Here is a 23,454-nt window from a genome sequence, read left to right on the forward strand (position 1 = left end):
TGCAAGCTGCAAGACGATCACTTGAGCACGACAGGCCCCGCGCACGGGGCCGTCACTTGCAGCTGTTGTTACTGCGGGTTGGCACGTGTGCTGGACAGCAGTTGCTTCAGGTTGGCCGCCTTTGGCTTGACCAGCCAGAAGCGCCGCACGTAGTCGTCCAGGTTCTCCGAGAGCTCACGCCCCCACTCGCTGCCGGTCTCTTCCACGTACTCGCCCAGGACCCGCGCCAGGTGGCTACGGTAGGCTTCCATCGCTTCACCACTGATACGCTGGATTTCCACCAGCTCGTGGTTCAGCTTGTCGACGAAGCTGTTGTCCATGTCGAGCACGTAGGCGAAGCCGCCAGTCATGCCAGAACCGAAGTTGTAACCGGTCTTGCCCAGAACGCAGACAAAGCCGCCGGTCATGTATTCACAGCAGTGATCGCCAGTGCCCTCGACAACAGCGTGGGCGCCGGAGTTACGCACAGCGAAGCGCTCGCCCGCAGTACCCGCGGCAAACAGCTTGCCGCCAGTGGCACCGTACAGGCAGGTGTTGCCGACGATGGCGCTGTTCTGGGTTGCGAACGGGCTGCCGGCAGGCGGCACGATGGTGACCTTGCCACCAGTCATGCCCTTGCCGACGTAGTCATTGGCGTCGCCTTCCAGGTGCAGGTTCAGGCCACCAGCGTTCCACACGCCGAAGCTCTGGCCCGCAGTGCCCTTGAAGCGGAAGGTGATCGGCGCCGCGGCCATGCCCTGGTTGCCGTGCAGGCGGGCGATTTCGCCTGACACACGCGCACCGATGGAACGGTCGCAGTTGCAGATGTCCAGGCTGAACTCGCCACCGGCCTGGTCGCGAATGGCCGGCAGGGCCATGTCCACCATCTTCTCGGCCAGATGGCCTTCGTCGAACGGCGGGTTCTTGTCGACTTCGCAGAACTGCGGCTTGTCCGCCGGAATGTGCGAGCTGCCCAGCAGCGGCGACAGGTCCAGGTACTGCTGGCGCTCGGTGTCGCCTGGCAGCACGTCGAGCAGGTCGGTACGACCAATCAGCTCGCCGAGGCTGCGTACGCCCAGTTTGGCCAGCCACTCACGGGTTTCTTCGGCGACGAAGGTGAAGAAGTTGATCACCATGTCGACGGTGCCGATGTAGTGGTCCTTGCGCAGCTTGTCGTTCTGAGTGGCCACGCCAGTGGCGCAGTTGTTCAGGTGGCAGATGCGCAGGTACTTGCAGCCCAGGGCAATCATGGGTGCGGTGCCGAAGCCGAAGCTTTCGGCGCCGAGAATGGCTGCCTTGATCACGTCCAGGCCGGTTTTCAGGCCACCGTCGGTTTGTACCCGGACCTTGCCGCGCAGGTCATTGCCGCGCAGGGTCTGGTGGGTTTCGGCAAGACCCAGCTCCCACGGGGCGCCGGCATACTTGATCGAGGTCAGCGGCGATGCGCCGGTGCCACCGTCGTAGCCGGAGATGGTGATCAGGTCGGCATAGGCTTTGGCCACGCCAGCAGCAATGGTGCCGACGCCGGCCTCTGCCACCAGCTTGACCGATACCAGCGCTTGCGGGTTGACCTGTTTGAGATCGTAGATCAGCTGGGCCAGGTCTTCGATCGAATAGATATCGTGGTGCGGCGGCGGCGAGATCAGAGTCACACCCGGTACCGCATAGCGCAGCTTGGCGATCAGGCCGTTGACCTTGCCACCTGGCAGCTGGCCGCCCTCTCCCGGCTTGGCGCCCTGGGCAACCTTGATCTGCAGCACTTCGGCGTTGACCAGGTATTCCGGCGTCACGCCAAAGCGGCCAGTGGCCACCTGCTTGATTTTCGAGCTGCGGATGGTGCCGTAGCGCGACGGGTCTTCCCCGCCCTCACCGGAGTTGGAACGCGCGCCCAGGCGGTTCATGGCCTCGGCCAGCGCTTCATGGGCTTCCGGCGACAGTGCGCCCAGCGAGATACCGGCAGAGTCGAAGCGCTTGAGGATGGCCTCCAGCGGCTCGATCTGCTCCAGCGCCAGCGGCTGTTCGGCCACTTTCACCTTCAGCAGGTCGCGGATCATCGACACCGGGCGCTGGTCGACCAGCGTGGTGTATTCCTTGAACTTGGCGTAGTCGCCCTGCTGCACTGCAGCCTGCAGGGTGTTGACCACATCCGGGTTGTAGGCGTGGTATTCGCCACCGTGGACGAACTTCAGCAGGCCACCTTGCTGGATCGGCTTGCGCGCGCTCCAGGCTTCGGCTGCCAGCAGCTTCTGGTCGCTTTCCAAGTCTTCGAAGCGTGCACCCTTGATGCGGCTGGACACGCCTTTGAAGCTCAGGCCGACCACTTCTTCGGACAGGCCGATGGCTTCGAACAGCTGGGCACCCCGATACGAAGTGATGGTGGAGATACCCATCTTCGACAGGATCTTCAGCAGGCCCTTGGAAATGCCTTTGCGGTAATACTTGAAGACCTCGTCCAGATCGCCCAGCACTTCGCCGGTACGGATCAGGTCAGCCAGGACTTCATACGCCAGGTACGGATAGACGGCCGACGCACCGAAGCCCAGCAGCACGGCGAAGTGGTGCGGGTCACGGGCAGTGGCGGTTTCCACCAGGATGTTGCTGTCGCAACGCAGGCCCTGCTCGGTCAGGCGGTGGTGCACTGCACCAACGGCCAGCGAAGCGTGCACCGGCAGCTTGCCCGGAGCGATGTAACGGTCGCTCAGCACCAGCTGGGTTTTGCCCGCGCGGACGGCCTCTTCAGCCTGGTCGGCGATGTTGCGGATGGCCGCTTCCAGGCCGACACCCTGCTCATAGTTGAGGTCGATCAGCTGGCGGTCGAAGCCTTCACGCTCCAGGTTCATCAGCGAACGCCATTTGGCGGGCGAGATGACCGGCGAGCTGAGGATGACCCGCGAAGCGTGCTCCGGGGACTCCTGGAAGATGTTGCGCTCGGCACCCAGGCAGATTTCCAGCGACATCACGATCGCTTCGCGCAACGGGTCGATTGGCGGGTTGGTAACCTGGGCGAACTGCTGGCGGAAGAAGTCGTACGGCGAACGCACGCGCTGCGACAGCACGGCCATCGGCGTGTCGTCACCCATCGAACCAACGGCTTCCTGGCCCTGCTCACCCAGCGGGCGCAGCACCTGGTCACGCTCTTCGAAGGTGACCTGGAACATCTTCATGTATTGCTTGAGCTGGTCAGCGTCATAGCTGGCCACGCCTTGGTCATCGGTCAGCGTCGCCTGGATGCGGGTGGCGTGCTGACGCAGCCAGCGCTTGTACGGGTGGCGCGACTTCAGACGGTTGTCGATGGCATCGGTGTCGAGAATCTGGCCGGTTTCGGTGTCCACAGCAAGGATCTGACCCGGGCCGACACGGCCCTTGGCCAATACTTCCTCAGGCTGGTAACCCCATACACCGATTTCCGAGGCGATGGTGATGTAGCCATTGGTGGTGGTCACCCAACGCGCCGGGCGCAGGCCGTTGCGGTCGAGCAGGCACACCGCGTGGCGGCCTTCGGTCATGACGATACCGGCCGGGCCATCCCACGGCTCCATGTGCATGGAGTTGTATTCGTAGAAGGCACGCAGGTCGGCGTCCATGGTCTCGACGTTCTGCCAGGCTGGCGGGACCAGCATGCGCACGCCGCGGAACAGGTCGATACCACCCGTGACCATCAGCTCCAGCATGTTGTCCATGCTCGACGAGTCGGAGCCGACGCGGTTGACCAGCGGGCCGAGCTCTTCCAGATCCGGGATCAGGTCGTTGGCGAACTTGGTGCGACGGGCCATGGCCCAGTTGCGGTTGCCGGTGATGGTGTTGATCTCGCCGTTGTGGGCGAGGAAGCGGAACGGCTGCGCCAGCGGCCATTTCGGCAGGGTGTTGGTGGAGAAGCGCTGGTGGAACACGCAGATCGCGGTTTGCAGGCGCTCGTCGCCCAGGTCTGGGTAAAACGCCGCGAGATCGCGCGGCATCATCAGGCCTTTGTAGATGATGGTCTTGTGCGAGAAGCTGCAGATATAGTGGTCGGCGTCGTGGGCGTTGGCTACCGACGAACGGCGACGGGCACTGAACAGCTTGATGGCGAATTCCTGGTCGCTCAGGCCTTCACCGCCGATGAACACCTGCTCGATCTGCGGCAGGCGCTCCAAGGCCAGGCGGCCAAGCACGCTGGTGTCGATCGGGACCTTGCGCCAGCCGACCAGCTTCAGGCCGGCAGCCAGGATTTCGCGGTCCATATTGGCGCGGGCAGCTTCGGCTTTGACCGGGTCTTGGTTGAAGAACACCATGCCGACGGCGTACTGCTTGGGCAGCTCAACGGCGAAGTGCTCCTGAGCCACGGCACGCAGGAATTGATCGGGCTTCTGCATGAGCAGACCGCAACCGTCACCGGTCTTGCCGTCGGCGTTGATACCACCGCGGTGGGTCATGCAAGTCAGCGCCTGCATGGCGGTTTGCAGAAGGTGGTGGCTGGGCTCGCCCGTCATATGGGCGATCAGGCCAAAACCACAGTTGTCCTTGAATTCTTCGGGATGGTACAGACCTGTTTTCATAGACACATTCTCACCAGGTTCACCTCTCTACCGGAGGTAAATCTCTTTTTTAACAACCACTTACCATCCACGCCGATCAAATGCCAGCTTTTTTGCGGTGGCCATGGAAAACCATTGTTGCACAGCGACAGCGATGCCCACAAATTTTCATGTCTCACCATTGAAAATTTATGTCGCAATTTTGAATGTTTTTACGCCATGCGCCGTGATAGCGGCTTGGCTTGAGTCTGAAGCGTTTCAGCCATGACTGCAACTCGGGGCTTGTGGCCGGCAGCCTGGGACAGAAAAGCCTGCCGCGCTCAGGCGCAGCAGGCTAGTCGAAATTCAGTAGTCGCTCAGCAACTGGGCGGCGGGGTGGTGCCGCCCGGCAGGTATCAGCGGGCCGAGGCCAGCTCTTGTTGGACGCTGGCGACGGTACGTGGCCAAGGTTTACCAGCCTGGACCTTCGCTGGCAAGTTCTTGATTGCCGCAACCGCTGCATCACGGTTGGCGAAGCTGCCGTAAGTCACTACGTACAGTGGCTTGCCCTGCAGGTTTTTCTTGAAGTAGCGATAGTCGCCACCCTGGGCCTTCACGTAGGCCTGGGCCGAAGCCTCGGAGCTTGTACCGAGGATTTGCACCACATAATTGCCCGGTTTTTGGCCGGCGTACCAGCCACCATTGGCACCCCCAGCGGCGGCTGGTTTTTCAGCAGGCTTGGCGGCCGGCTTGGCCACCGCGACCTGAGTGGGCGCGGGTGCAGGCTTGGCCGGTGCAACCGGCTTGGCAGGCTGGGTTGCAACAGGCTTCGACGCTGGCGCAACCGGCTGCACCGGCTGTGCCGGCGCACTCGCGACTGGCTGGGCCGGTGCAGGTGCAGGGCCAGCCGGCACGCCTTGCGGTGGCGCGATGGTTGTCACGGTGGGTGGCGGGTTGCCAGGCTGCAGGTCGGTTTCACCGGCCGGGCTGCCTTCTTCACCTTCGCCCATGCTTGCTGCCTGGGCCAGCGGCTCGCGCATTACCGGCTGCGACTGGCCAACCAGGGGCAACGGCATCGGCTGGGACGAGCCAGAGAACTCGATGTTGGCGCCCTGCTTGCCGTCGCCCAGCGGCAACTGGGCCTGGGCGGCCGGCGCATCGGCAGGGGCTTTCTCGCCTTTCTTGGGCATCAACACCGCGGCCGCAACGGCGACCACGACCACAGCGGACAGCGCGAGCACATGTTTTTTAGGCATCTTGAACCCCATGGTTGGTCGCTTGACCGTCGAGCGGCTGGCGATCATGGCTTCGATCAAAGTGTCACGGGCAACCTGGTTGATGTTGCCAGGCCAGCCGTCGGAGTTTTCATGGATATCGACGATCTGTTCACGGCTGAACACCTCGATGCCCCGGCCAGCCCCTTCCAGGCGCTGCTCCAGGTACTCGCGGGTCTCCTCTTCACTGTAGGGGGCAAGCTCGATGATGTGGAAGCGCTCTTCCTCGACATTGAGCTCGTCCAGCCCGGCAATCAGCGATGGTTCACCGAACAGGAACACGTGCGGGCGCCCTTCCGGTACCCCCGCCGCCAATTCCAGCAACGCTTGGAGTGCCGACTCGTCGAGTTGTTCCGCATCGTCCACCAGCAAATACACTTCCTGACCGGTCAGCGCCAGCTGCACCACCTTGGACAGGATCGCCTGCACCTCAGGCTGGTCCACATCCAGCTCCTGAGCAACCTGGGCCAGCATGGCCGAGGCATCGCTGGCACTGCGGGCAGACACCACCACACTCTTTACAGCTTGCTTGTTGGTGCTGGCCACCAGGGCCTGGCGCAGCAGCGACTTGCCACTGCCCAACGGGCCGCTGACCACCAGCATCAGCTGGCTGTAACGTGCCAGATGGTGCAGCTGGCCAAGCACGGGCTTGCGCTGGGCCGGGAAAAACTTGAAGCCGGGCACGCGGGGCGCGAACGGATCGTGGCTCAACTGGTAATGGTCGAGAAAGGCCTCATCGGCATGCAAACTGGTCATTGCGCTGTCACAACCTCAAAGCTGGGCCACGATCGCGCGGTAATCCGCCGACAGCGTGGCCTGTAGAATCTCTTTCGGATAGTCGTCGGTCACAACGGCCTCGCCCATCTGGCGCAGCAGCACCAGACGCAGACGACCGTCGAGCACCTTCTTGTCGACCGCCATGTGCTCCATGAAATGCGCCGGGGTCATTTCCTGTGGTGGCACCACCGGCAAACCTGCATCCTGCAACAGGCGGATACCGCGATCGCGCTCGGCCTGGTCGATCCAGCCAAGGCGCATGGACATCTCCAGTGCCATCACCGTGCCCGCGGCCACGGCTTCGCCGTGCAACCACACGCCATACCCCATGTGGGTCTCGATGGCATGCCCGAAGGTATGCCCCAGGTTCAGCGTGGCCCGCACACCAGACTCGCGCTCATCAGCACCCACCACTGCGGCCTTGGCTGCACAGGAGCGGCGGATGGCCTCGGTCAGGGCCGCCGAATCGAGGGCGCGCAGGGCCTGCATATTATCTTCAAGCCAAGCGAGGAACGGCTTGTCGCAGATCAGGCCGTACTTGATCACTTCGGCCAGGCCTGCCGACAGCTCGCGCGCGGGCAGGGTCTGCAGACTGGTGGTGTCGATCAGCACCGCGTTGGGCTGGTAGAAGGCGCCGACCATATTCTTGCCGAGCGGGTGATTGATGCCGGTCTTGCCACCGACCGAGGAGTCGACCTGGGACAACAGGGTGGTCGGTACCTGGATAAAGTCGACGCCGCGCTGGTAGCAGGCGGCGGCGAAGCCAGCCATGTCACCGATCACGCCGCCACCCAAGGCGACTACCGTGGTACGGCGGTCATGCCGCGCCGTCAGCAGGCCGTCGAAGATCAGCTGCAGGGTTTCCCAGTTCTTGTAGGCTTCGCCATCGGGCAACACCACCGGCAGCACCGCGTAGGCACCCAGGGTCTTGGTCAGGCGTTCGAGATACAGGGGCGCGACGGTCTCGTTGGAAACAATGGCAACCTGCCGCCCGGCAATGTGCGGCGCCAGCAGTTCGGCCTGATCCAGCAGGCCTTCGCCAATGTATATCGGGTAGCTACGCTCGCCCAGGTCGACCTTCAGTGTCTGCATGTATCCCCACAATGTGCTTGGGCGCGGCGCCGTTCGGGCAACCTGCGCGATAACGTAGAGCCTCGACTCGGCGCTGGTCGCCGAGGATAGTCCCGGGTTAACGGGGCGGCAACTGCTGCAAGCGCTCGAGAATATCGATCACCACCATGCGTGGTGGCCGCTCGTCGGTTTCTACCACCACGTCGGCGATCTCCCGGTAGAGCGGGTCGCGGGTTTCCAGCAAGGTCCGCAAGGTGGCCTCGGGATTGGCGGTGCGCAGCAACGGCCGGTTGCGGTCGCGCGCGGTGCGGCCAACCTGCTGCTCTACCGAAGCATGCAAGTAGATGACCCGGCCACCCTGGTGCAGCGCCTGGCGGTTGGCTTCACGCATGACTGCACCGCCGCCCGTCGCCAGGACCACGCCGTCGAGGGCGCACAGCTCAGCGATCATCGCCTGCTCGCGATCACGGAAACCCGGCTCGCCTTCCTTGTCGAAAATCCACGGGATGTTGGCGCCGCATCGCAGTTCGATTTCCTTGTCGGAATCCTTGAACAGCAGGCGCAGCTCTTTGGCCAATAGGCGTCCAATGGTGCTTTTACCAGCGCCCATGGGTCCCACAAGTATCAAATTTCGCACAGAATCAACGACTCACAGCAATCGCCTGGTCACTCATGATACGCGGAGTCAGGAAGACCAGCAGCTCGGATTTTTTCTCTTGTAATGCATCGCGTCGAAACAGCCGCCCAACATACGGCAGATCGCCCAAAAATGGCACCTTGTCGACCACATTGTTTTGCGCAGTCGAGTAGACGCCACCGATCACGATCGTTTCACCGTCTGCCACACGAACCTTGGCATTTACCTCGTTCTTGCGGATCGGCGGCACGTTGTTCAAGGCATTGACGTAATCCGGCTCGTCCTTGGTCACCCTCACCGTCATGATCACCTTATTGTCCGGGGTAATCTGCGGGGTCACCTCCAGCGACAGCGAGGCCTCGCGAAAAGACACCGAGGTGGCGCCACTCTGGCTGGTTTCCTGGTACGGCACCTCGGTACCCTTGAGGATCCGCGCGGTCTCCTTGTCGGCCGTGACCACCTTGGGCTGCGAAATGATCTCGCCATTGCCGCTCTTTTCCATGGCGCTGAGTTCCAGGTCAAGCAACACGTCTCCACGCAGCAGCCCAAGCCCGACACTGCTGGCGGCACGCTCCACCCCGAGGTCGACGAACAGCTCTTTGCCGGGGCGCAACCTGTCACCGTAGAGCGGCCCACCCCAGCGCACCCCCAGGCTTTTCTCGTAATCGACATTGGCCTCGACGATACGCGCCTCGATCGCCACCTGGCGGACTGGGACGTCCAGCTGCACCACCAGCTGCCGCAGCTCGGCAAGACGGTCAGCTGGCAGGTGCGCCACCAGGGTATTGGTACGCTCATCGGCGCTCAGGCTACCCGTGTGCATGCCGTCGCCCGCCAGGCTCGCCAGCAGCAGCTCTACCAGCTCGGCCGCCTTGGCGTGGTGAATGGGCAACAGCTGTCGATGCAAAGGCTGCAGGTGTGCTTCCAATGCTTGTTCCACACGGCTGTCGGCTGACTGCGCGGCAAAATCAGCTGCCGGCGCCACCAGCAGCACGTTGCCCTCCTGGCGCCGGGCCAGGCCCTTGCTGCGCAACACCAGATCAAGGGCCTGCTCCCACGGCACATCCTGCAAACGCAAGGTGACATTACCTTGCACCGCGTCGCTGGCAACCAGATTGATGCCGGCGTAATCCGCCAGTACCTGCAACACAGCGCGCACCTCAACATCCTGGAAGTTCAGCGAAAGGGGTTCACCCTGGTGGGGAGTCGCCGACGCCAACGGTATCCACAGCAGGGCTGCCGGCAGGTATTTCATCCACTTCTTCATGCTTGTCCGGGGCCTCCTTGCCCAAGCGCCCGGCGAGGGTGATGAACGCCGCGCGTTCGTACCACTCTCCCGCCATGAACAACCGTTCACGCACTTCGACCTGTTGTGGGTCGATGTGCCTCACCACACCCTGATCGCGCCCTAAGCGGTCACCGGGGCGCACGCGATAGAGCTTGCCAGCGCCCATCAGCAACGCTTCATGGAAGGCTCCCCGTGCCAGGCTGCCAACCATTCGCAACTGCGCCAACGGCACACCCACCAGGCCGGAGCCAGACGATCGCGTGGTAGCGGGGGCGAACGGATCTACTGAGGGCGCTGCCATGGCCGCCCGTGCCGGCACGTGGGCGAGCATTGCTGGCGCTGACAGGGGCCCAGGCGAGTGATAGGCATCGAGCCGCAATTGCAGGCGCAAAAGCCCAGCCTCGCGATCAGCCGCTGTCAGGCGCATGTCGCCGCTACGTAGCACCCGCGCCTGGCCCAACCATTCGTCCAGCCACAGCCGCAAGGCCGGGTAATGCCCAACCACCTGCAGCTCGAGCGGTACCCTGTGGAAACCGGTTTGTAGCTCACCTTCCTGGACGTCGAGGCGCTCGACATGCAGGCCATGCGCATGCCCCGAAACCGTCAGGCGCTCAAGCAGGTCGCTCATGCTCTCCCCCGCAGCCAGCTGCCAGCGCGCTGCCTGTAACCGCTGCTCGGCAACCGCCACAGCCGCCTGCAGTCGCTGCAGCTCGGCCAACTGCGATGCGCCGCTCGCCTGCAGCTGATTCAGTTCCGCACGCCTGACATCCTCCTGCGCTTGTTGCTGCAAAAGCGCCGGCAAGCGTAACGCGCAGCCCACACTGAATAGCCCAACAGCCAGCAACACTGGCGCCAGCCGCCGAAAGCGAGCGGAGCGCTCAGCCACACTCAGCCAGGCAAGCAATGCTGCGCTATTCACGACCAGAACGCCGAAACGCGCGCGATCAGCAGAAACTCATCGCCGCCCGGCAGGCTTCTCATGTGTTTGAGCTCCAGGTCGAGCAATACGCTCGAGCGGCTCAAATCACGCATGAACTGTGCGACCACAGCCCCGGAGGCTGCCAGCCCAGTCATCTGTAAGCGGCCGCTTTCCAGGCTGAGGTCCAGTAACTGCAACCCCTCTGGCAACGCCCCCTCTAGGTCAGCGAACACCCCGGCCAGCACACCCTGGTGTGCACGCAATCCCTCCAGCGCCGCAGCTCGGACGAGCAGCGTGTCATGCTGTGCACGCACATCGGCCAGCGGTTGCAACTGCTCGCCCAGCAAATCGAGGGCTACCTGCTGCCTGGCATTGGCCAGCGCCTGTTGCTGCCCGCGCTGGCGGGCCAGCTGATCCACCAACGTCACCGCGCACAATGCCCACAATGCGCCAGCAACCAGCTGGCCGCGCCAGCGCCGCAATGCCGCCTGACGCTGCCGTTCACGCCACGGCAGCAGGTTGAGCCGCATCATGGGCGCAACCCCCCGACAGCCAAGGCGCATGCCAGCAGCATCGAGCCGTCGACGTGTTCAAGCCCCGCCAGGCCAGGCAAGTTTCGACACGGCACGCCCAGCCGGCTGCCGAGGTCTTGCAGCCAGACCGGGTCGATCGACGCGCTGCTTGTGACCCACAGCTCTGCAGGCAGACGTTCTTTAGCTAACAGGGCCTGCAAATGCCCTGATAGTTGCCCAGCCATCTCCCCACCATCCGCCTGCAGCTCATGGCGCTGGAAGGCCCTGCCCAGCTGCCAGCCATAAAGGGTCACGCTGCGGGCCTCGATGCGCAGCAGCGCCACCCCCTCCAGCCCGCCCGGTGGCAACATGCGACACAAGGCAATGCTGTCGACCTCGACGGCTTCAAGCTGCAAGCCTGCCTGTTCAACAACGGACTCAAGTGACGCCAGCGCGCTCTGTCGACAGGCAGCGACCATCACCTCGGAGCAGCCTGGCTGCACGCTGGATGCCCCCATGACCTGGTAATCGAGGGCCAGATCCTCCAGCGGAAACGGAAAAAGCCGCTCGGCGTCAGCCAGTAGCTGCGCTTCAAGCTGCGCCCCGTCGTGCGCCGTTGGCAAATGGCAGGTTTTACAGATGACCTGGCAGGCCGGCAGTGCCAAGGCCACCTGCCGCTGCCTGAGACCGCTCCGTCGGTAGGCACGCTGCAGCGCAGCACCTGCTGCGCCGGGGTCTGCGATCCAGTTTGCGCCCGCAGGGGCCGGCAAAGGTTCTTGCGCCGAACCCACCACCCGCCAATGGCGATTGCGCCGTTGCAGTTGCACCAGGCGAATGGCCTCGGGGGCAATTTCCACTCCCACCAGTGAACCGGCATCCTTGCCGAAGCGTCCAAGCATCGCGGCTTCCTTGTTGTCTGTTGCAACCCCGCGGCAACACTGGGCCGAGACTGCCCGACGAGGCGACGAGCAGCCTGGCCGGTAACCCGGAGAGGCGAAAAATGCTTATAATGCCCAGCGTTTTTTGGTCCGCTGGACCTGCGTGCAATCCACTCCCAACCTGGACACCGAAAAGCCTTGATACGTCTGCTGAAGTTCTTCTGGTGGTCTTCCGTCGCAGTCATCTGCGCGCTCGTACTCGGTGTGAGCGGTGCGTTTCTGTATCTTAGCCCCAGCCTGCCCTCGGTCGATTCGCTCAGAAGCATCCAGTTGCAGATCCCTCTCAGGGTGTACAGCAGCGATGGCAAGCTGATTGCCGAGTTCGGCGAAATGCGCCGCTCCCCGATCCGCTTCGCGGAAATTCCCCCACAGTTCATTCAGGCGCTGCTGTCAGCCGAGGACGACAATTTCCTCAACCACTACGGTGTCGACCCCAGCAGCCTGATGCGCGCCGCCACCCAGCTGGTGAAGACCGGGCATATCCAGACCGGCGGCAGCACCATCACCATGCAGGTGGCGAAGAACTTCTTCCTCACCAGCGAGCGCAGCTTCTCGCGCAAGACCAACGAAATCCTGCTGGCCCTCCAGATCGAACGTGAGCTGACCAAGGACGAAATCCTTGAGCTGTACGTGAACAAGATCTACCTGGGCAACCGCGCCTACGGTATCGACGCAGCGGCACAGGTGTACTACGGCAAGTCGATCCGTGACGTGAGCCTGGCGCAGATGGCAATGATTGCCGGCCTGCCCAAGGCACCGTCGCGCTTCAACCCACTGGCCAACCCGGTGCGTGCCAAAGAGCGCCGCGACTGGATCCTCGGCCGCATGTACAAGCTGGGCAAGATCGACCAAGCCAGTTACGAATCTGCCCTGGCCGAGCCGCTCAACGCCAGCTACCACGTGCCGACACCTGAGGTGAATGCGCCATACATCGCCGAAATGGCTCGCGCGGAGATGGTCGGACGCTACGGCAGCGATGCCTACACCGAAGGCTTCCGCGTCACCACCACCGTTCCGAGCGACATGCAGGAAATGGCTAACAAGGCCATTCTCAACGGCCTTTCCGATTACGACGAACGCCACGGCTACCGTGGCCCCGAAGCACGCTTCCCCGGCCGTACCCAGGCAGCGTGGCTGCAGGAACTGGGCAAGCAGCGCACCCTTGGCAGCCTGGAGCCAGCCATCGTTACCCAGGTGGAAAAAACCGGCCTGACGGTACTGACCCGAGACGGTCAACAGGCCGAGGTTGCCTGGGACACCATGAAATGGGCGCGCCCGTTCATCAACAGCAACTCAATGGGCCGCGCACCGCAATCGCCAGCTGACGTAGCGCAGGTGGGCGACCTGGTGCGCCTGCAGCGCCTTGAGGATGGCAAGCTGAAGTTCAGCCAGGTGCCCGGCGCGCAGAGTGCACTGGTTACCCTCGACCCCTACAACGGCGCGATTCGCGCCCTGGTCGGCGGCTTCTCGTTCGAGCAGAGCAACTACAACCGCGCCATGCAGGCCAAGCGCCAGCCAGGCTCGAGCTTCAAGCCATTCATCTACAGCGCCGCGCTGGACAGCGGCTACACCGCCGCCAGCCTGGTCAACGACGCGCCGATCGTGTTCGTTGACGAATCGGTAGACAAAGTGTGGCGGCCGAAGAACGACACCAACACCTTCCTCGGCCCGATCCGCATGCGTGAAGCGCTGTACAAGTCGCGCAACCTGGTGTCGATCCGCCTGTTGCAGGCCATGGGTGTAGACCGCACCATCGACTACATCGCCAAGTTCGGCTTCAACAAGCAGGACCTGCCGCGCAACCTGTCGCTGGCCCTGGGCACCGCCACCCTGACGCCGATGGAGATCGCCACTGGCTGGAGCACCTTTGCCAACGGTGGCTACAAGATCAACCCGTACCTGATCGACCGGATCGAAAGCCGCAGCGGCGAGACGCTGTTCACCGCAAACCCGCCTCGCGTCCCGCAAGGCGCCCAGGACCAGGCCGGCCTGGCTGCACCTGAACAGCCGATCAGCACCGCAGCCATGCCTGGCGAAGCGCCATCGGCATTCGGCCAAGTGGCACCTGTGCCGCAGACGCCGGCTGTGGCCGAGCAGATCATCGACGGGCGCACCACCTACATCCTTACCAGCATGCTGCAGGATGTGATCAAGCGTGGTACTGGCCGTCGGGCGCTGGCCCTGGGCCGCACTGACCTGGCAGGCAAGACCGGTACCACCAACGAATCCAAGGACGCCTGGTTCTCCGGGTACAACGCCGATTACGTGACCACGGTGTGGGTTGGTTTCGACCAGCCGGAAACCCTCGGCCGCCGCGAGTATGGCGGTACCGCGGCGCTGCCGATCTGGATGAGCTTCATGGGCGCGGCGCTGAAGGACAAGCCGGCGCATACCCCTGCAGAGCCGGAAGGCATACTCAGCCTGCGCGTAGACCCGGTCAGCGGGCGTGCTGCCTCGCCGAGTACACCGAATGCCTACTTCGAGCTGTTCAAGGCCGAAGACTCGCCGCCGTCGGTGGATGAACTGGGCAACGGCGCAGCGCCGGGCAGCCCGCTGCCGGCTGACGAAGCGGCGCCGATGGATCTGTTTTAAGGCAGGGCGCCTTACTCGGGTTTTGCGTGGGCGCGTAAATCGAGGGCCGCGCGGGCGGCGCTCGATCTGATAGGCGCCACAAGTGCCCTGACGAACACCTTGCAGCCCTGACACATTCTCAAGCCCCAACAAAAAGCCCCGGCTCATGCGAGCCGGGGCTTTTTCATGTCGCTACGGGACTAATCAGCCGTTGAACACGTCATCCACGCTGGTCAGCGGGTAGTGCTTCGGATACGGCAGGGTAGCAACGCCGGATTCGATGGCGGCCTTGGCCACCGCGTCGGAAACGACGGTGATCAGGCGTGCGTCCAGGGGCTTCGGAATGATGTACTCACGGCCGAACTCCAGCGCCTGTACGCCGTAGGCGTCGCATACTTCCTTCGGCACTGGCAGCTTGGCCAGGTCTTTCAGGGCGACGGCGGCAGCGATCTTCATTTCTTCGTTGATGCGCTTGGCGCGAACGTCCAGGGCACCACGGAAGATGAACGGGAAGCCCAGTACGTTGTTGACCTGGTTCGGGTAGTCGGAACGGCCGGTAGCCATGATCACGTCGCTGCGAGTGGCGTGTGCCAGCTCTGGCGAGATTTCCGGGTCCGGGTTCGAGCAAGCGAACACGATCGGGTTGGCAGCCATCGACTTCAGGCCTTCCGGGCTCAGCAGGTTCGGGCCGGACAGGCCTACGAACACGTCGGCGCCATCGAGCGCGTCAGCCAGGGTGCGCTTGTCGGTCGCGTGAGCGAACTGCGCCTTGTACTGGTTCAGGTCGTCACGACCAGCGTGAATCACACCGCTACGGTCGATCATGAAGATGTTCTCGACCTTGGCGCCCATGCTCACCAGCAGCTTCATGCAGGAGATGGCGGCAGCACCGGCACCCAGGCAGACGATCTTGGCTTCTTCCAGCTTCTTGCCGGCGATTTCCAGGGCGTTGATCATGCCGGCGGCGGTAACGATGGCGGTACCGTGCTGGTCATCGTGGAACACCGGGATGTCGCACTGTTCGATCAGGGTGCGCTCGATTTCGAAGCACTCTGGCGCCTTGATATCTTCGAGGTTGATGCCACCGAAGGTAATCGAGATGCGGCGAACGGTGTCGATGAACGCTTGCGGGCTTTCCGATTCGACTTCGATGTCGAACACGTCGATACCGGCGAAACGCTTGAACAGAACACCCTTGCCCTCCATGACCGGCTTGGAAGCCAGTGGGCCGAGGTCACCCAGACCGAGGATGGCAGTGCCATCGGAAATCACCGCAACCAGGTTGCCTTTGCCGGTGTATTTGTAAGCCAGCTCTGGATCACGGCCAATTTCACGCACCGGCTCGGCAACACCTGGGCTGTAGGCCAGGGCGAGGTCACGGGCAGTGGCAGTGGGCTTGGAGAGTTCGACGCTCAGTTTCCCCGGACGAGGTTGAGCATGATATTCGAGAGCGGCGGTTTTCAGGTCTGACATGGTGGGCATTCCGCTATTTACTGTTCTGACGGACCGCCGAGGATACGCAAAGAGCCGGGGAGTCACAAGACTGGTCGGTCACTTGTGTCAAGGCCTTTAGCCTACGACTTTACGCTAAAACCCACGGGGGCATACGCCTCACAGTGTGTACAATCCAGTAGCGAAATGTCTACATCTTTCGACCTGAAATGCGCTGCAACATGCTCGGATCGGTCAATGGCAAGACCCAGCGCCGCTGGCCGGGCTTCAGAACGCCCCTGCGGGAACGGTCCAGCACCCAGCCACGCGCTTCGACCTGGCGTCCCTTGAGATTATCGAAGAAGCGGTCAGGGAAGTTACGCCGCAGACGAGCGGGAACCTGCAGCACCATGGTGCTGCCCAGGTTGAGCCAGACCCCGCCACGGTTGCGCTCGATGCTTTCGACACGGCCACTCACAAGCGCAAACCCCGATTGCCTGACATCGCTTGCGGGCACCACGGGCGAGCGCCGCCACAGGCCCACGCCGGCCCGGCGCGCAGCGTGCTCGGCAAGCTGCTGGCAGCCACTGAGGCGCACATTGGGGGCAACCGCCACATGCCAGCCCAAGCCTTCCCTGAGCAGTTGTGCCTCAAGATTGTCGCCATTAGGGCCGTATACATGGGCCAGTGTACGGCCGTATTTGTCTTTGGACTGGCCCCCTGGCACAAGCCCGACGCGCCCGTCACTGCCCTTCACCAGGGCTTGCAAGCGCCGCTTGGCGGCTTCGGCATAGGGCTCGCTGGTGCGCCCCTTTCGGCCGATTTCAGGGGCGTTGATCCCGATCAGCCGCACACTGCGGCCATCGACCAGGCGCAAGGTGTCGCCATCGACCACCTTTCTCACCATGACCTGCTGCGGCCGGTCCGGCAGCGGGCAAAACGCCAGGGCCGGTAACTGCCAGACGGCGGCCACAAAAAAGGCGCCCACGAGGGGCGCCTTTTTCAGCAGCAATGCGAAGCCCGAAGGATTCGCCATGCGCATGATTACTTCTTGGTACCGAACATACCGAAGCGATCGGCGAACTTCTGTACGCGACCACCGGTGTCCAGCACTTTCTGCTTACCGGTGTAGAACGGGTGGCACAGGTTGCAAACGTCGATCGACAGGGTGTTGCCCAGGGTCGAACGGGTTTCGAACTTGTTGCCGCAGCTGCAGGTGACTGCAACTACTTCGTAGTTCGGGTGGATACCTTCTTTCATGGTCACTTCCTCGAGCTGCGTGCCGCCACCCAACACCAATTGTTGAATACCGCACGTAATTAGGCGGCGAATAATACCAGAGCACAGCGCCAGCGCAAGTTGTCGCTTGCACCGACCGTCGTCTGCTAGGCTCGCCACTTCTTGTAACGCCCTCCGAGACTTTCCGCGTGCCCGACGTCATCCTGCGCCTTGCCCTGCCCTCCCCGCTGCGCCGCCTGTTCGATTACCAGGCCCCGGCGAGCATGGCACGCCAGGCCCTGACCCCGGGCATGCGCATTCGGGTACCCTTCGGCCGTCGCGAAATGATCGGCGTGCTGGTAGAGGTGTGCGCACAAAGCGATGTGCCCGCCGACAAGCTCAAGCCGGCCAGCGCCCTGCTCGACCCGGTGTCGCCGATCCCGCCGTCGCTGTTCAAGCTGTGCCTGTGGACCGCGCAGTACTATCAGCACAGCCTGGGTGACACCTTGAGCTGGGCCTTGCCGACGCTGCTGCGCCAGGGCGAACCCGCCGAAATGCGCCAGGAACGCTTCTGGCGCATGGCCCCCGATGCCCGCCTGGACGACCCGCGCATCGCCCGCGCGCCGCGCCAGCGCGACGCCCTCAAGACCCTGGCCCAGCACCCGCACGGCGTGGCCCACAGCCTGCTGGCCAAGCTCAACTTGAACAAGGACAGCCTTGACCTGCTGCTGGCCAAGGAGCTGGTGCAGATCGAGGTGCGACGCCACCTTCCAGCGCTGCGCCATGAACATTGGCTGGCACAGCCGGAACTGCCGCTCAATGAAGAACAGCGCGATGCCTTCGACGCCGTGCGCGAGGGCTTTGGCGGTTTCGGTGCGTTCCTGCTGGCCGGTGTCACAGGCAGCGGCAAGACCGAGGTCTACCTGCAACTGATCCGCGAAACCCTGGAAGCCGGCAAGCAGGCGCTGGTGCTGATCCCGGAGATCAACCTCGGCCCGCAAACCCTGGCGCGCTTCGAGCAGCGCTTCAACGCGCGCATTGCCCTGGTGCATTCGGCGGTGAACGACCGCGAACGCCTGGATGCCTGGCTGGCAGCGCGGGACGGCGAGGCCGACATCATCATCGGCACCCGCTCGGCATTGTTCACGCCAATGAAAAACCCTGGCCTGATCATCATCGACGAAGAACACGACGGCTCGTATAAACAGCAGGAGGGCCTGCGCTACCACGCCCGCGACCTGGCGCTGGTACGCGCCCACCAGGAGAACATCCCGATCCTGCTCGGCTCGGCCACGCCGTCGCTGGAAACCCTGCACAATGCCCTCACCGGGCGCTACCGCCTGCTACGCATGAACCAGCGTGCCGGCGGTGCACGCCCGCCGCGCATGCTGCGCCTGGATGTGAAAAGCCTGCCTCTGGACAGCGGCATCAGCGGCCCGCTGCAGCAAGCGATTCGCCAGACCCTCGAAGCCGGCCAGCAGGTGCTGGTATTCCTCAACCGCCGCGGCTTTGCCCCGACCTTGCTGTGCCACGATTGCGGCTGGCTGTCGGAATGCCCCCGCTGCGATGCGCGCATGACCGTGCACCAGCGCTCTGGCGTGCTGCGCTGCCACCACTGCGGCTATGACGAACGCTTGCCGCACCAGTGCCCGCAATGCAACCACGTAGACCTGCGCCCGGTCGGTGCCGGCACCGAGCGCGCCGAAGAACGCCTGAAAGTGCTGTTCCCGGACTACCCGATCCTGCGTGTGGACCGCGACAGCACGGCTCGCAAAGACGCCATGCATAACCTGTTCAGCACCATCCAGAAGGGCCAGCCGAGCATTCTTGTCGGCACCCAGATGCTCGCCAAGGGCCATCACTTCCCCAGAGTGACGCTGGTGGCCATCCTCGATGCAGACGGCGGGCTGTTTTCCGGCGACTTCCGCGCCAGCGAGCGGATGGCGCAACTGATCGTGCAGGTGGCCGGACGTGCCGGCCGGGCTGAAGAACCCGGCAAGGTCATCATCCAGACCCACCTGGCCGACCACCCGCTGCTGGTTCAGCTGACCGAGCAGGGCTACTTCGCCTTCGCCGAGCAAGCCCTGGACGAACGCCGCGCCGCGGGGCTGCCGCCGTACTCGCACCTGGCCCTGCTGCGCGCCGAGGCCCACAAGCCGGGGCAGGCCGAAGGCTTCCTTGACGAAGCCTGCGCCGCCGCTGAGCGCTTGGTAGCCGAACAACGGCTACCGGGCATCGAACTTCTTGGCCCGGTACCGGCTCCCATGGAACGCCGCGCTGGTCGCTTCCGCGCGCAACTGTTGATACAGGCCAATACCCGAGCGCCTTTGCATCGACTGATCAGCGCCTGGTTGCTAGTGTTGGAGCAGCTGCCGAGCGGGCGTCAGGTTCGCTGGTCGCTGGATGTCGACCCGGTAGACCTTTATTGATTTCAGGAAGCAAATACCTCCTGTGGGAGCGGCCTCGCGTCGCGAAACGGCCGCAAAGCGGCACCGGCATTCTTGAGGCTGGCAAGCCCCAAAGGTTGGCAACCCGCTCCCAGCCACGGATAATGCCCAGTTTTTCCACCTGCGCATCCAAGCGCTCCACCGCGCTTGCGGTCGAAAAGAGATCCCCATGAAAGACACCATTCGCCAGCTGATCCAGCAAGCCCTCACCCAACTCGTCACCGACGGTGTGCTGCCTGATGGGCTGTCGCCGGCGATCCAGGTGGAAAACGCCCGGGACAAGACCCACGGCGACTTCGCCAGCAACATCGCCATGATGCTGGCCAAGCCGGCCGGCATGAAGCCGCGCGACCTGGCCGAAAAACTCATCGACGCCCTGCCGGCCAGCGCCGACATCAGCAAGGTCGAGATTGCCGGTCCAGGCTTCCTCAACTTCTTCCAGAACACCGACGCCCTGGCTAGCCGCCTGGATGCCGCCCTGGCCGATGCCCACCTGGGCGCACGCAAGGCCGGCCCTGCACAAAAGGTGGTGATCGACATGTCGGCACCCAACCTGGCCAAAGAAATGCACGTCGGCCACCTGCGCTCGACCATCATTGGTGACAGCGTGGCGCGGGTGCTGGAGTTCCTTGGCGACGACGTCGTCCGCCAGAACCACGTCGGCGATTGGGGCACCCAGTTCGGCATGCTGATGGCCTACCTGCAGGAAAACCCGATCACCAGCGACGAGCTGTCGGACCTGGAGAATTTCTACCGCGCCGCCAAGAAACGCTTCGACGAATCGGAAGATTTCGCCACCCGCGCCCGCGGCCTGGTGGTCAAGCTGCAGGCCGGCGACCCGGACTGCCTGGCCCTGTGGACACGCTTCAAGGACATCTCGCTGTCGCACTGCCAGAAAACCTACGAGCTGCTCAACGTCAAGCTGACCATGGCCGACGTGATGGGCGAAAGTGCCTACAACGACGACTTGGCCAATGTGGTGGCCGACCTCAAGGCCAAAGGCCTGCTGGTCGAAGACCAGGGCGCCCAGTGCGTGTTCCTCGACGAGTTCAAGAACAGCGACGGTGACCCGCTGCCAGTGATCGTGCAGAAGGCCGACGGCGGCTACCTGTATGCCACCACCGACCTGGCTGCCGTGCGCTACCGCAGCAATGTGCTCAAGGCTGACCGTGCCTTGTACTTCGTCGACCAGCGCCAGGCCCTGCACTTCAACCAGGTGTTCGAAGTGGCCCGCCGCGCAGGCTTCGTCGGCCACCCGATGCAAATGGAACACATGGGCTTCGGCACCATGAACGGCGCCGACGGCCGCCCGTTCAAGACCCGTGACGGCGGCACCGTGAAGCTGATCGACCTGCTGACCGAAGCCAAGGAGCGCGCCTACGCGCTGGTCAAGGAAAAGAACCCGAGCCTGGCCGACGAAGACCTGCGCCACATCGGCGAGGTGGTGGGCATTGGTGCGGTGAAATACGCCGACCTGTCCAAGCACCGCACCAGCGACTACAGCTTCAACTTCGAACTGATGCTCAACTTCGAGGGCAACACCGCGCCCTACCTGCTGTACGCCTACACCCGTGTGGCCGGCGTGTTCCGCAAGTTGGGCAAGGGCTTTGACGAAGTCGAGGGCAACATCGTGCTGCAAGCCGCCCACGAGCAGGACCTGGCGGCACGCCTGGCGCAGTTTGGCGAAATCCTTAACAACGTCGCCGAAAAAGGCACGCCACACGTGCTGTGCAGCTACCTCTACGACCTGGCCGGCCTGTTCTCCAGTTTCTACGAGAACTGCCCGATCCTGGCTGCCGAAACCCCTTCGCAGCAGCAGAGCCGCCTGCGCCTGGCAGCACTGACCGGCCGCACCCTCAAACAAGGTCTGGAACTGCTCGGCCTGGAAACCCTGGAGCGCATGTAAGTTGGCTGCCAAGAAAAAACCTGCCCCAAAACGCGGCGCCAGCCGCCAGACGGCGCCGGCCAAGCAGCCGATTCCCGGCTGGGTATGGCTGGCGGTCGGCCTGACCGTAGGCGCGTTCATCGTATTCCTGATGAAACTTGAACCTGGCGGCGATGACATCAAGCGCGCCAAGCCCGAGCAGCAGAAGGCGGAGAAAGTAGCCGAAGCCGGCAAGCCGGCGCAGGCCACCCCGCAGCAGCCGGTGAAGCCAAAGTACGACTTCTACACCCTGCTGCCGGAGTCCGAGGTGATCGTGCCGCCAGAGGCCGTGCCCGAAAAAACGCCACCAGTACCGGCCCAGCCGGTAACCCCGGTGACCCCGGCCGAAGCGGCGAAAATCGATACCGCGCGTGCCCAGGCCGCGCTACTCGGCCAGACCCCGCCACCGGCACCACCGGTCATCAAACCGGCTGCAACGACCCAGTACTTCCTGCAGGCCGGTTCGTTCCGCAAGCAGGCCGATGCCGACAAGGTACGCGCACAGATCATCCTCCTGGGCCAGTCGGTGAAGGTGGAATCGGGCACGGTCAAGGAAGAAACCTGGTACCGCGTGCTCGTCGGCCCGTTCAGTAACCGTGAACAGCTGACCGGGGCGCAGAAGCAACTGGCCGGGGCTGGTTTTGGCAACCTGCTGCTGCAACAACGCCAGACCCGCCAGTAACCGCCCGCGGGTAACCTGAACATCTGCAGGCGCAGCCTTGCGCTGCCCTGCACCCCATAAACGCCTCAACCCCGCCCTGCGTTCCGCTCGGAAACCTGGCCGTTCAGCGTCCAGAAGTCGTACAGCACGCCCACCAGGAACAGCCCGCCGGTAAAGAAGTAGATGATCGCGGTCACCCACTTGCCCTGATACAGCCGGTGCAGACCAAAAACCCCTAGGAAGGTCAGTAGTATCCAGGCGATGTTGTAGTCGATGCGCCCCGACTGGAACCTCAGGTCGGCTTCACGGTCCATGGACGGGATCAGAAACAGGTCGATCAGCCAACCGATGCCCAGTAGCCCGAAGGTGAAGAACCAGATGGTCCCCGTTACCGGCTTGCCGTAATAGAAACGATGCGACCCGGTGAAGCCGAAAATCCACAGCAGGTAACCGATGGTCTTGCTGTGCGTGTCGTGGAATGGCGTTCCCTGTTGATAACTGTTCATTCATAGCCCTCGTGGGTTATCCGAAAATTTTCTAAAAAAAAATGTGACTTTCTCGTCGCAGGCCGACGTACGGCAGCTAGGCAATCGACCAACGGATCAAAGATTGATCAAAAAGCTGTTATAAAGTTGCGCGCCCAACACATAACTATTCATAAGAGCTTCATCTATGCCGCCTTTATTCAAGACATGGCTGACCCTCTGCCTATTATTGCCCCTGGCCGCCCACGCCACCAATCGTGAGCAACGTCTTCCCAATGGTTTCACCGGCTATACCACCAATGCTTCGGTGAAACACGCACCGGCCAAGCACGCCCCGCTGCGCGCTCGTCCGGCGAATGCCGCCAGCAGCCGCAGCGGCATGCCGGTTGCCGCCATGTCGCCCAAGCAGAGCAGCGATGTGCTCAGCCGTGCGGTGAATGTGCTTGGCACTCCCTATGTTTGGGGTGGCAGCAGCCCGAAAAAAGGCTTCGATTGCAGCGGGCTGGTCAAGTACGCATTCAATGACGTTGCCGACGTTGACCTGCCACGCACCTCGAACGCCATGGCCCAGGGCCACGGCGTGAAGGTGGCAAAAGGTGACCTGAAGCCGGGTGACCTGATCTTCTTCAATATCAAGAGCCGCCGGGTCAATCACGTAGCCATCTACCTGGGCAACGACCGCTTCATCCACGCTCCACGCCGTGGCAAGCGCGTGAGCATCGATACCTTGAGCAAGCCTTACTGGCAGAAGCACTACGTGGTGGCCAAACGGGTGCTGCCGAAAGAGCAGCAACAGCTGAATCTGGCCAAGCGCTAAAAAGGTCAGACC

Annotated in this window: 17 protein-coding genes; 5 read left to right on the forward strand and 12 right to left on the reverse strand. The window is 63.1% G+C overall.

Annotated features, from left to right (window positions below; all coding sequences use genetic code 11):
* Positions 1-68: 68 nt before the first annotated feature.
* The 8 genes from gltB to pilM all read right to left on the reverse strand — a co-directional run bounded on the left by gltB (position 69) and on the right by pilM (position 11,849).
* Positions 69-4,514: a glutamate synthase large subunit gene (gene gltB / locus DMX11_RS14575; protein WP_110745160.1), complete on the reverse strand. Its 4,446-nt coding sequence runs from the start codon at positions 4,512-4,514 to the stop codon at positions 69-71.
* A 374-nt stretch (positions 4,515-4,888) separates the two neighbouring features.
* Positions 4,889-6,502, reverse strand: coding sequence for an AAA family ATPase (locus DMX11_RS14580; protein WP_110745161.1), 1,614 nt, complete (start codon positions 6,500-6,502; stop codon positions 4,889-4,891).
* 15 nt (positions 6,503-6,517) lie between these two features.
* Positions 6,518-7,615 carry a 3-dehydroquinate synthase gene (aroB, locus tag DMX11_RS14585; RefSeq protein WP_110745162.1) on the reverse strand — a complete coding sequence of 366 codons (1,098 nt, stop codon included), beginning with the start codon at positions 7,613-7,615 and terminating at the stop codon, positions 6,518-6,520.
* Between the two features lie 97 nt (positions 7,616-7,712).
* Positions 7,713-8,231, reverse strand: coding sequence for a shikimate kinase AroK (gene aroK / locus DMX11_RS14590; protein ID WP_003249147.1), 519 nt, complete (start codon positions 8,229-8,231; stop codon positions 7,713-7,715).
* A gap of 4 nt (positions 8,232-8,235) precedes the next feature.
* Positions 8,236-9,498 carry a type IV pilus secretin PilQ gene (locus tag DMX11_RS14595; protein WP_110745163.1) on the reverse strand — a complete coding sequence of 421 codons (1,263 nt, stop codon included), beginning with the start codon at positions 9,496-9,498 and terminating at the stop codon, positions 8,236-8,238.
* A complete protein-coding gene (locus tag DMX11_RS14600; protein ID WP_110745164.1) occupies positions 9,422-10,423 on the reverse strand; it encodes a pilus assembly protein PilP in 1,002 nt (333 codons plus the stop codon). Before DMX11_RS14600 ends, DMX11_RS14595 begins: the two co-directional genes overlap by 77 nt.
* Before the next feature lie 11 nt (positions 10,424-10,434).
* Entirely contained in the window at positions 10,435-10,971 is a 537-nt protein-coding gene (locus DMX11_RS14605) for a PilN domain-containing protein (protein WP_110745165.1), read from the reverse strand.
* Positions 10,968-11,849: a type IV pilus biogenesis protein PilM gene (gene pilM / locus DMX11_RS14610; protein ID WP_110745166.1), complete on the reverse strand. Its 882-nt coding sequence runs from the start codon at positions 11,847-11,849 to the stop codon at positions 10,968-10,970. The genes DMX11_RS14605 and pilM overlap by 4 nt, the downstream gene beginning before the upstream one ends.
* A gap of 180 nt (positions 11,850-12,029) precedes the next feature.
* Between pilM and DMX11_RS14615 the strand changes: the two genes are divergently transcribed.
* On the forward strand, positions 12,030-14,480 hold the full coding sequence (locus tag DMX11_RS14615; RefSeq protein WP_371921796.1) for a penicillin-binding protein 1A: 2,451 nt from the start codon (positions 12,030-12,032) through the stop codon (positions 14,478-14,480).
* 183 nt (positions 14,481-14,663) lie between these two features.
* On the opposite strand, the gene DMX11_RS14620 is transcribed toward DMX11_RS14615, so the two are convergent.
* The 3 genes from DMX11_RS14620 to rpmE form a co-directional block, all read right to left on the reverse strand.
* Positions 14,664-15,932, reverse strand: a complete 1,269-nt coding sequence (locus tag DMX11_RS14620) for a malic enzyme-like NAD(P)-binding protein (protein WP_110745168.1) — start codon at positions 15,930-15,932, stop codon at positions 14,664-14,666.
* Between the two features lie 169 nt (positions 15,933-16,101).
* The gene (locus DMX11_RS14625) at positions 16,102-16,932 is read right to left on the reverse strand and encodes a thermonuclease family protein (RefSeq protein ID WP_110745169.1); all 831 of its coding nucleotides are present in this window, start codon (positions 16,930-16,932) and stop codon (positions 16,102-16,104) included.
* Positions 16,933-16,934: 2 nt separating this feature from the next.
* On the reverse strand, positions 16,935-17,150 hold the full coding sequence (rpmE, locus tag DMX11_RS14630; protein WP_056794359.1) for a 50S ribosomal protein L31: 216 nt from the start codon (positions 17,148-17,150) through the stop codon (positions 16,935-16,937).
* A gap of 167 nt (positions 17,151-17,317) precedes the next feature.
* Here rpmE and DMX11_RS14635 point away from each other — a divergent pair, with 167 nt between their 5' ends.
* From DMX11_RS14635 to DMX11_RS14645, 3 genes are all read left to right on the forward strand, one after another.
* Positions 17,318-19,537 (forward strand): primosomal protein N', encoded by a 2,220-nt coding sequence (locus DMX11_RS14635; RefSeq protein ID WP_110745170.1) that lies wholly within the window; start codon positions 17,318-17,320, stop codon positions 19,535-19,537.
* A 187-nt stretch (positions 19,538-19,724) separates the two neighbouring features.
* The gene (gene argS / locus DMX11_RS14640; RefSeq protein ID WP_110745171.1) at positions 19,725-21,461 is read left to right on the forward strand and encodes an arginine--tRNA ligase; all 1,737 of its coding nucleotides are present in this window, start codon (positions 19,725-19,727) and stop codon (positions 21,459-21,461) included.
* A 1-nt stretch (position 21,462) separates the two neighbouring features.
* Positions 21,463-22,161, forward strand: a complete 699-nt coding sequence (locus tag DMX11_RS14645) for an SPOR domain-containing protein (RefSeq protein WP_110745172.1) — start codon at positions 21,463-21,465, stop codon at positions 22,159-22,161.
* 65 nt (positions 22,162-22,226) lie between these two features.
* Here DMX11_RS14645 and DMX11_RS14650 read toward each other — a convergent pair whose 3' ends face one another.
* Complete coding sequence (locus DMX11_RS14650) at positions 22,227-22,646, reverse strand: TM2 domain-containing protein (RefSeq protein WP_110745173.1); 420 nt, start codon at positions 22,644-22,646, stop codon at positions 22,227-22,229.
* 166 nt (positions 22,647-22,812) lie between these two features.
* Between DMX11_RS14650 and DMX11_RS14655 the strand changes: the two genes are divergently transcribed.
* Complete coding sequence (locus tag DMX11_RS14655; RefSeq protein WP_110745174.1) at positions 22,813-23,442, forward strand: C40 family peptidase; 630 nt, start codon at positions 22,813-22,815, stop codon at positions 23,440-23,442.
* Positions 23,443-23,454 lie beyond the last annotated feature (12 nt).

It is taken from the genome of Pseudomonas sp. LB-090624 (assembly GCF_003205205.1).
Lineage (GTDB): Bacteria > Pseudomonadota > Gammaproteobacteria > Pseudomonadales > Pseudomonadaceae > Aquipseudomonas.

Excerpts from the sequence above, each read along its gene's own strand:
- DMX11_RS14595 (WP_110745163.1), bottom strand. The coding sequence starts at position 9,498 with ATGAAGAAGTGGATGAAATACCTGCCGGCAGCCCTGCTGTGGATACCG.
- DMX11_RS14650 (WP_110745173.1), bottom strand. The coding sequence starts at position 22,646 with ATGAACAGTTATCAACAGGGAACGCCATTCCACGACACGCACAGCAAG.
- DMX11_RS14620 (WP_110745168.1), bottom strand. The coding sequence starts at position 15,932 with ATGTCAGACCTGAAAACCGCCGCTCTCGAATATCATGCTCAACCTCGT.
- rpmE (WP_056794359.1), bottom strand. The coding sequence starts at position 17,150 with ATGAAAGAAGGTATCCACCCGAACTACGAAGTAGTTGCAGTCACCTGC.
- pilM (WP_110745166.1), bottom strand. The coding sequence starts at position 11,849 with ATGCTTGGACGCTTCGGCAAGGATGCCGGTTCACTGGTGGGAGTGGAA.
- DMX11_RS14580 (WP_110745161.1), bottom strand. The coding sequence starts at position 6,502 with ATGACCAGTTTGCATGCCGATGAGGCCTTTCTCGACCATTACCAGTTG.
- DMX11_RS14605 (WP_110745165.1), bottom strand. The coding sequence starts at position 10,971 with ATGATGCGGCTCAACCTGCTGCCGTGGCGTGAACGGCAGCGTCAGGCG.
- DMX11_RS14625 (WP_110745169.1), bottom strand. The coding sequence starts at position 16,932 with ATGCGCATGGCGAATCCTTCGGGCTTCGCATTGCTGCTGAAAAAGGCG.
- aroB (WP_110745162.1), bottom strand. The coding sequence starts at position 7,615 with ATGCAGACACTGAAGGTCGACCTGGGCGAGCGTAGCTACCCGATATAC.
- gltB (WP_110745160.1), bottom strand. The coding sequence starts at position 4,514 with ATGAAAACAGGTCTGTACCATCCCGAAGAATTCAAGGACAACTGTGGT.
- DMX11_RS14655 (WP_110745174.1), top strand. The coding sequence starts at position 22,813 with ATGCCGCCTTTATTCAAGACATGGCTGACCCTCTGCCTATTATTGCCC.
- argS (WP_110745171.1), top strand. The coding sequence starts at position 19,725 with ATGAAAGACACCATTCGCCAGCTGATCCAGCAAGCCCTCACCCAACTC.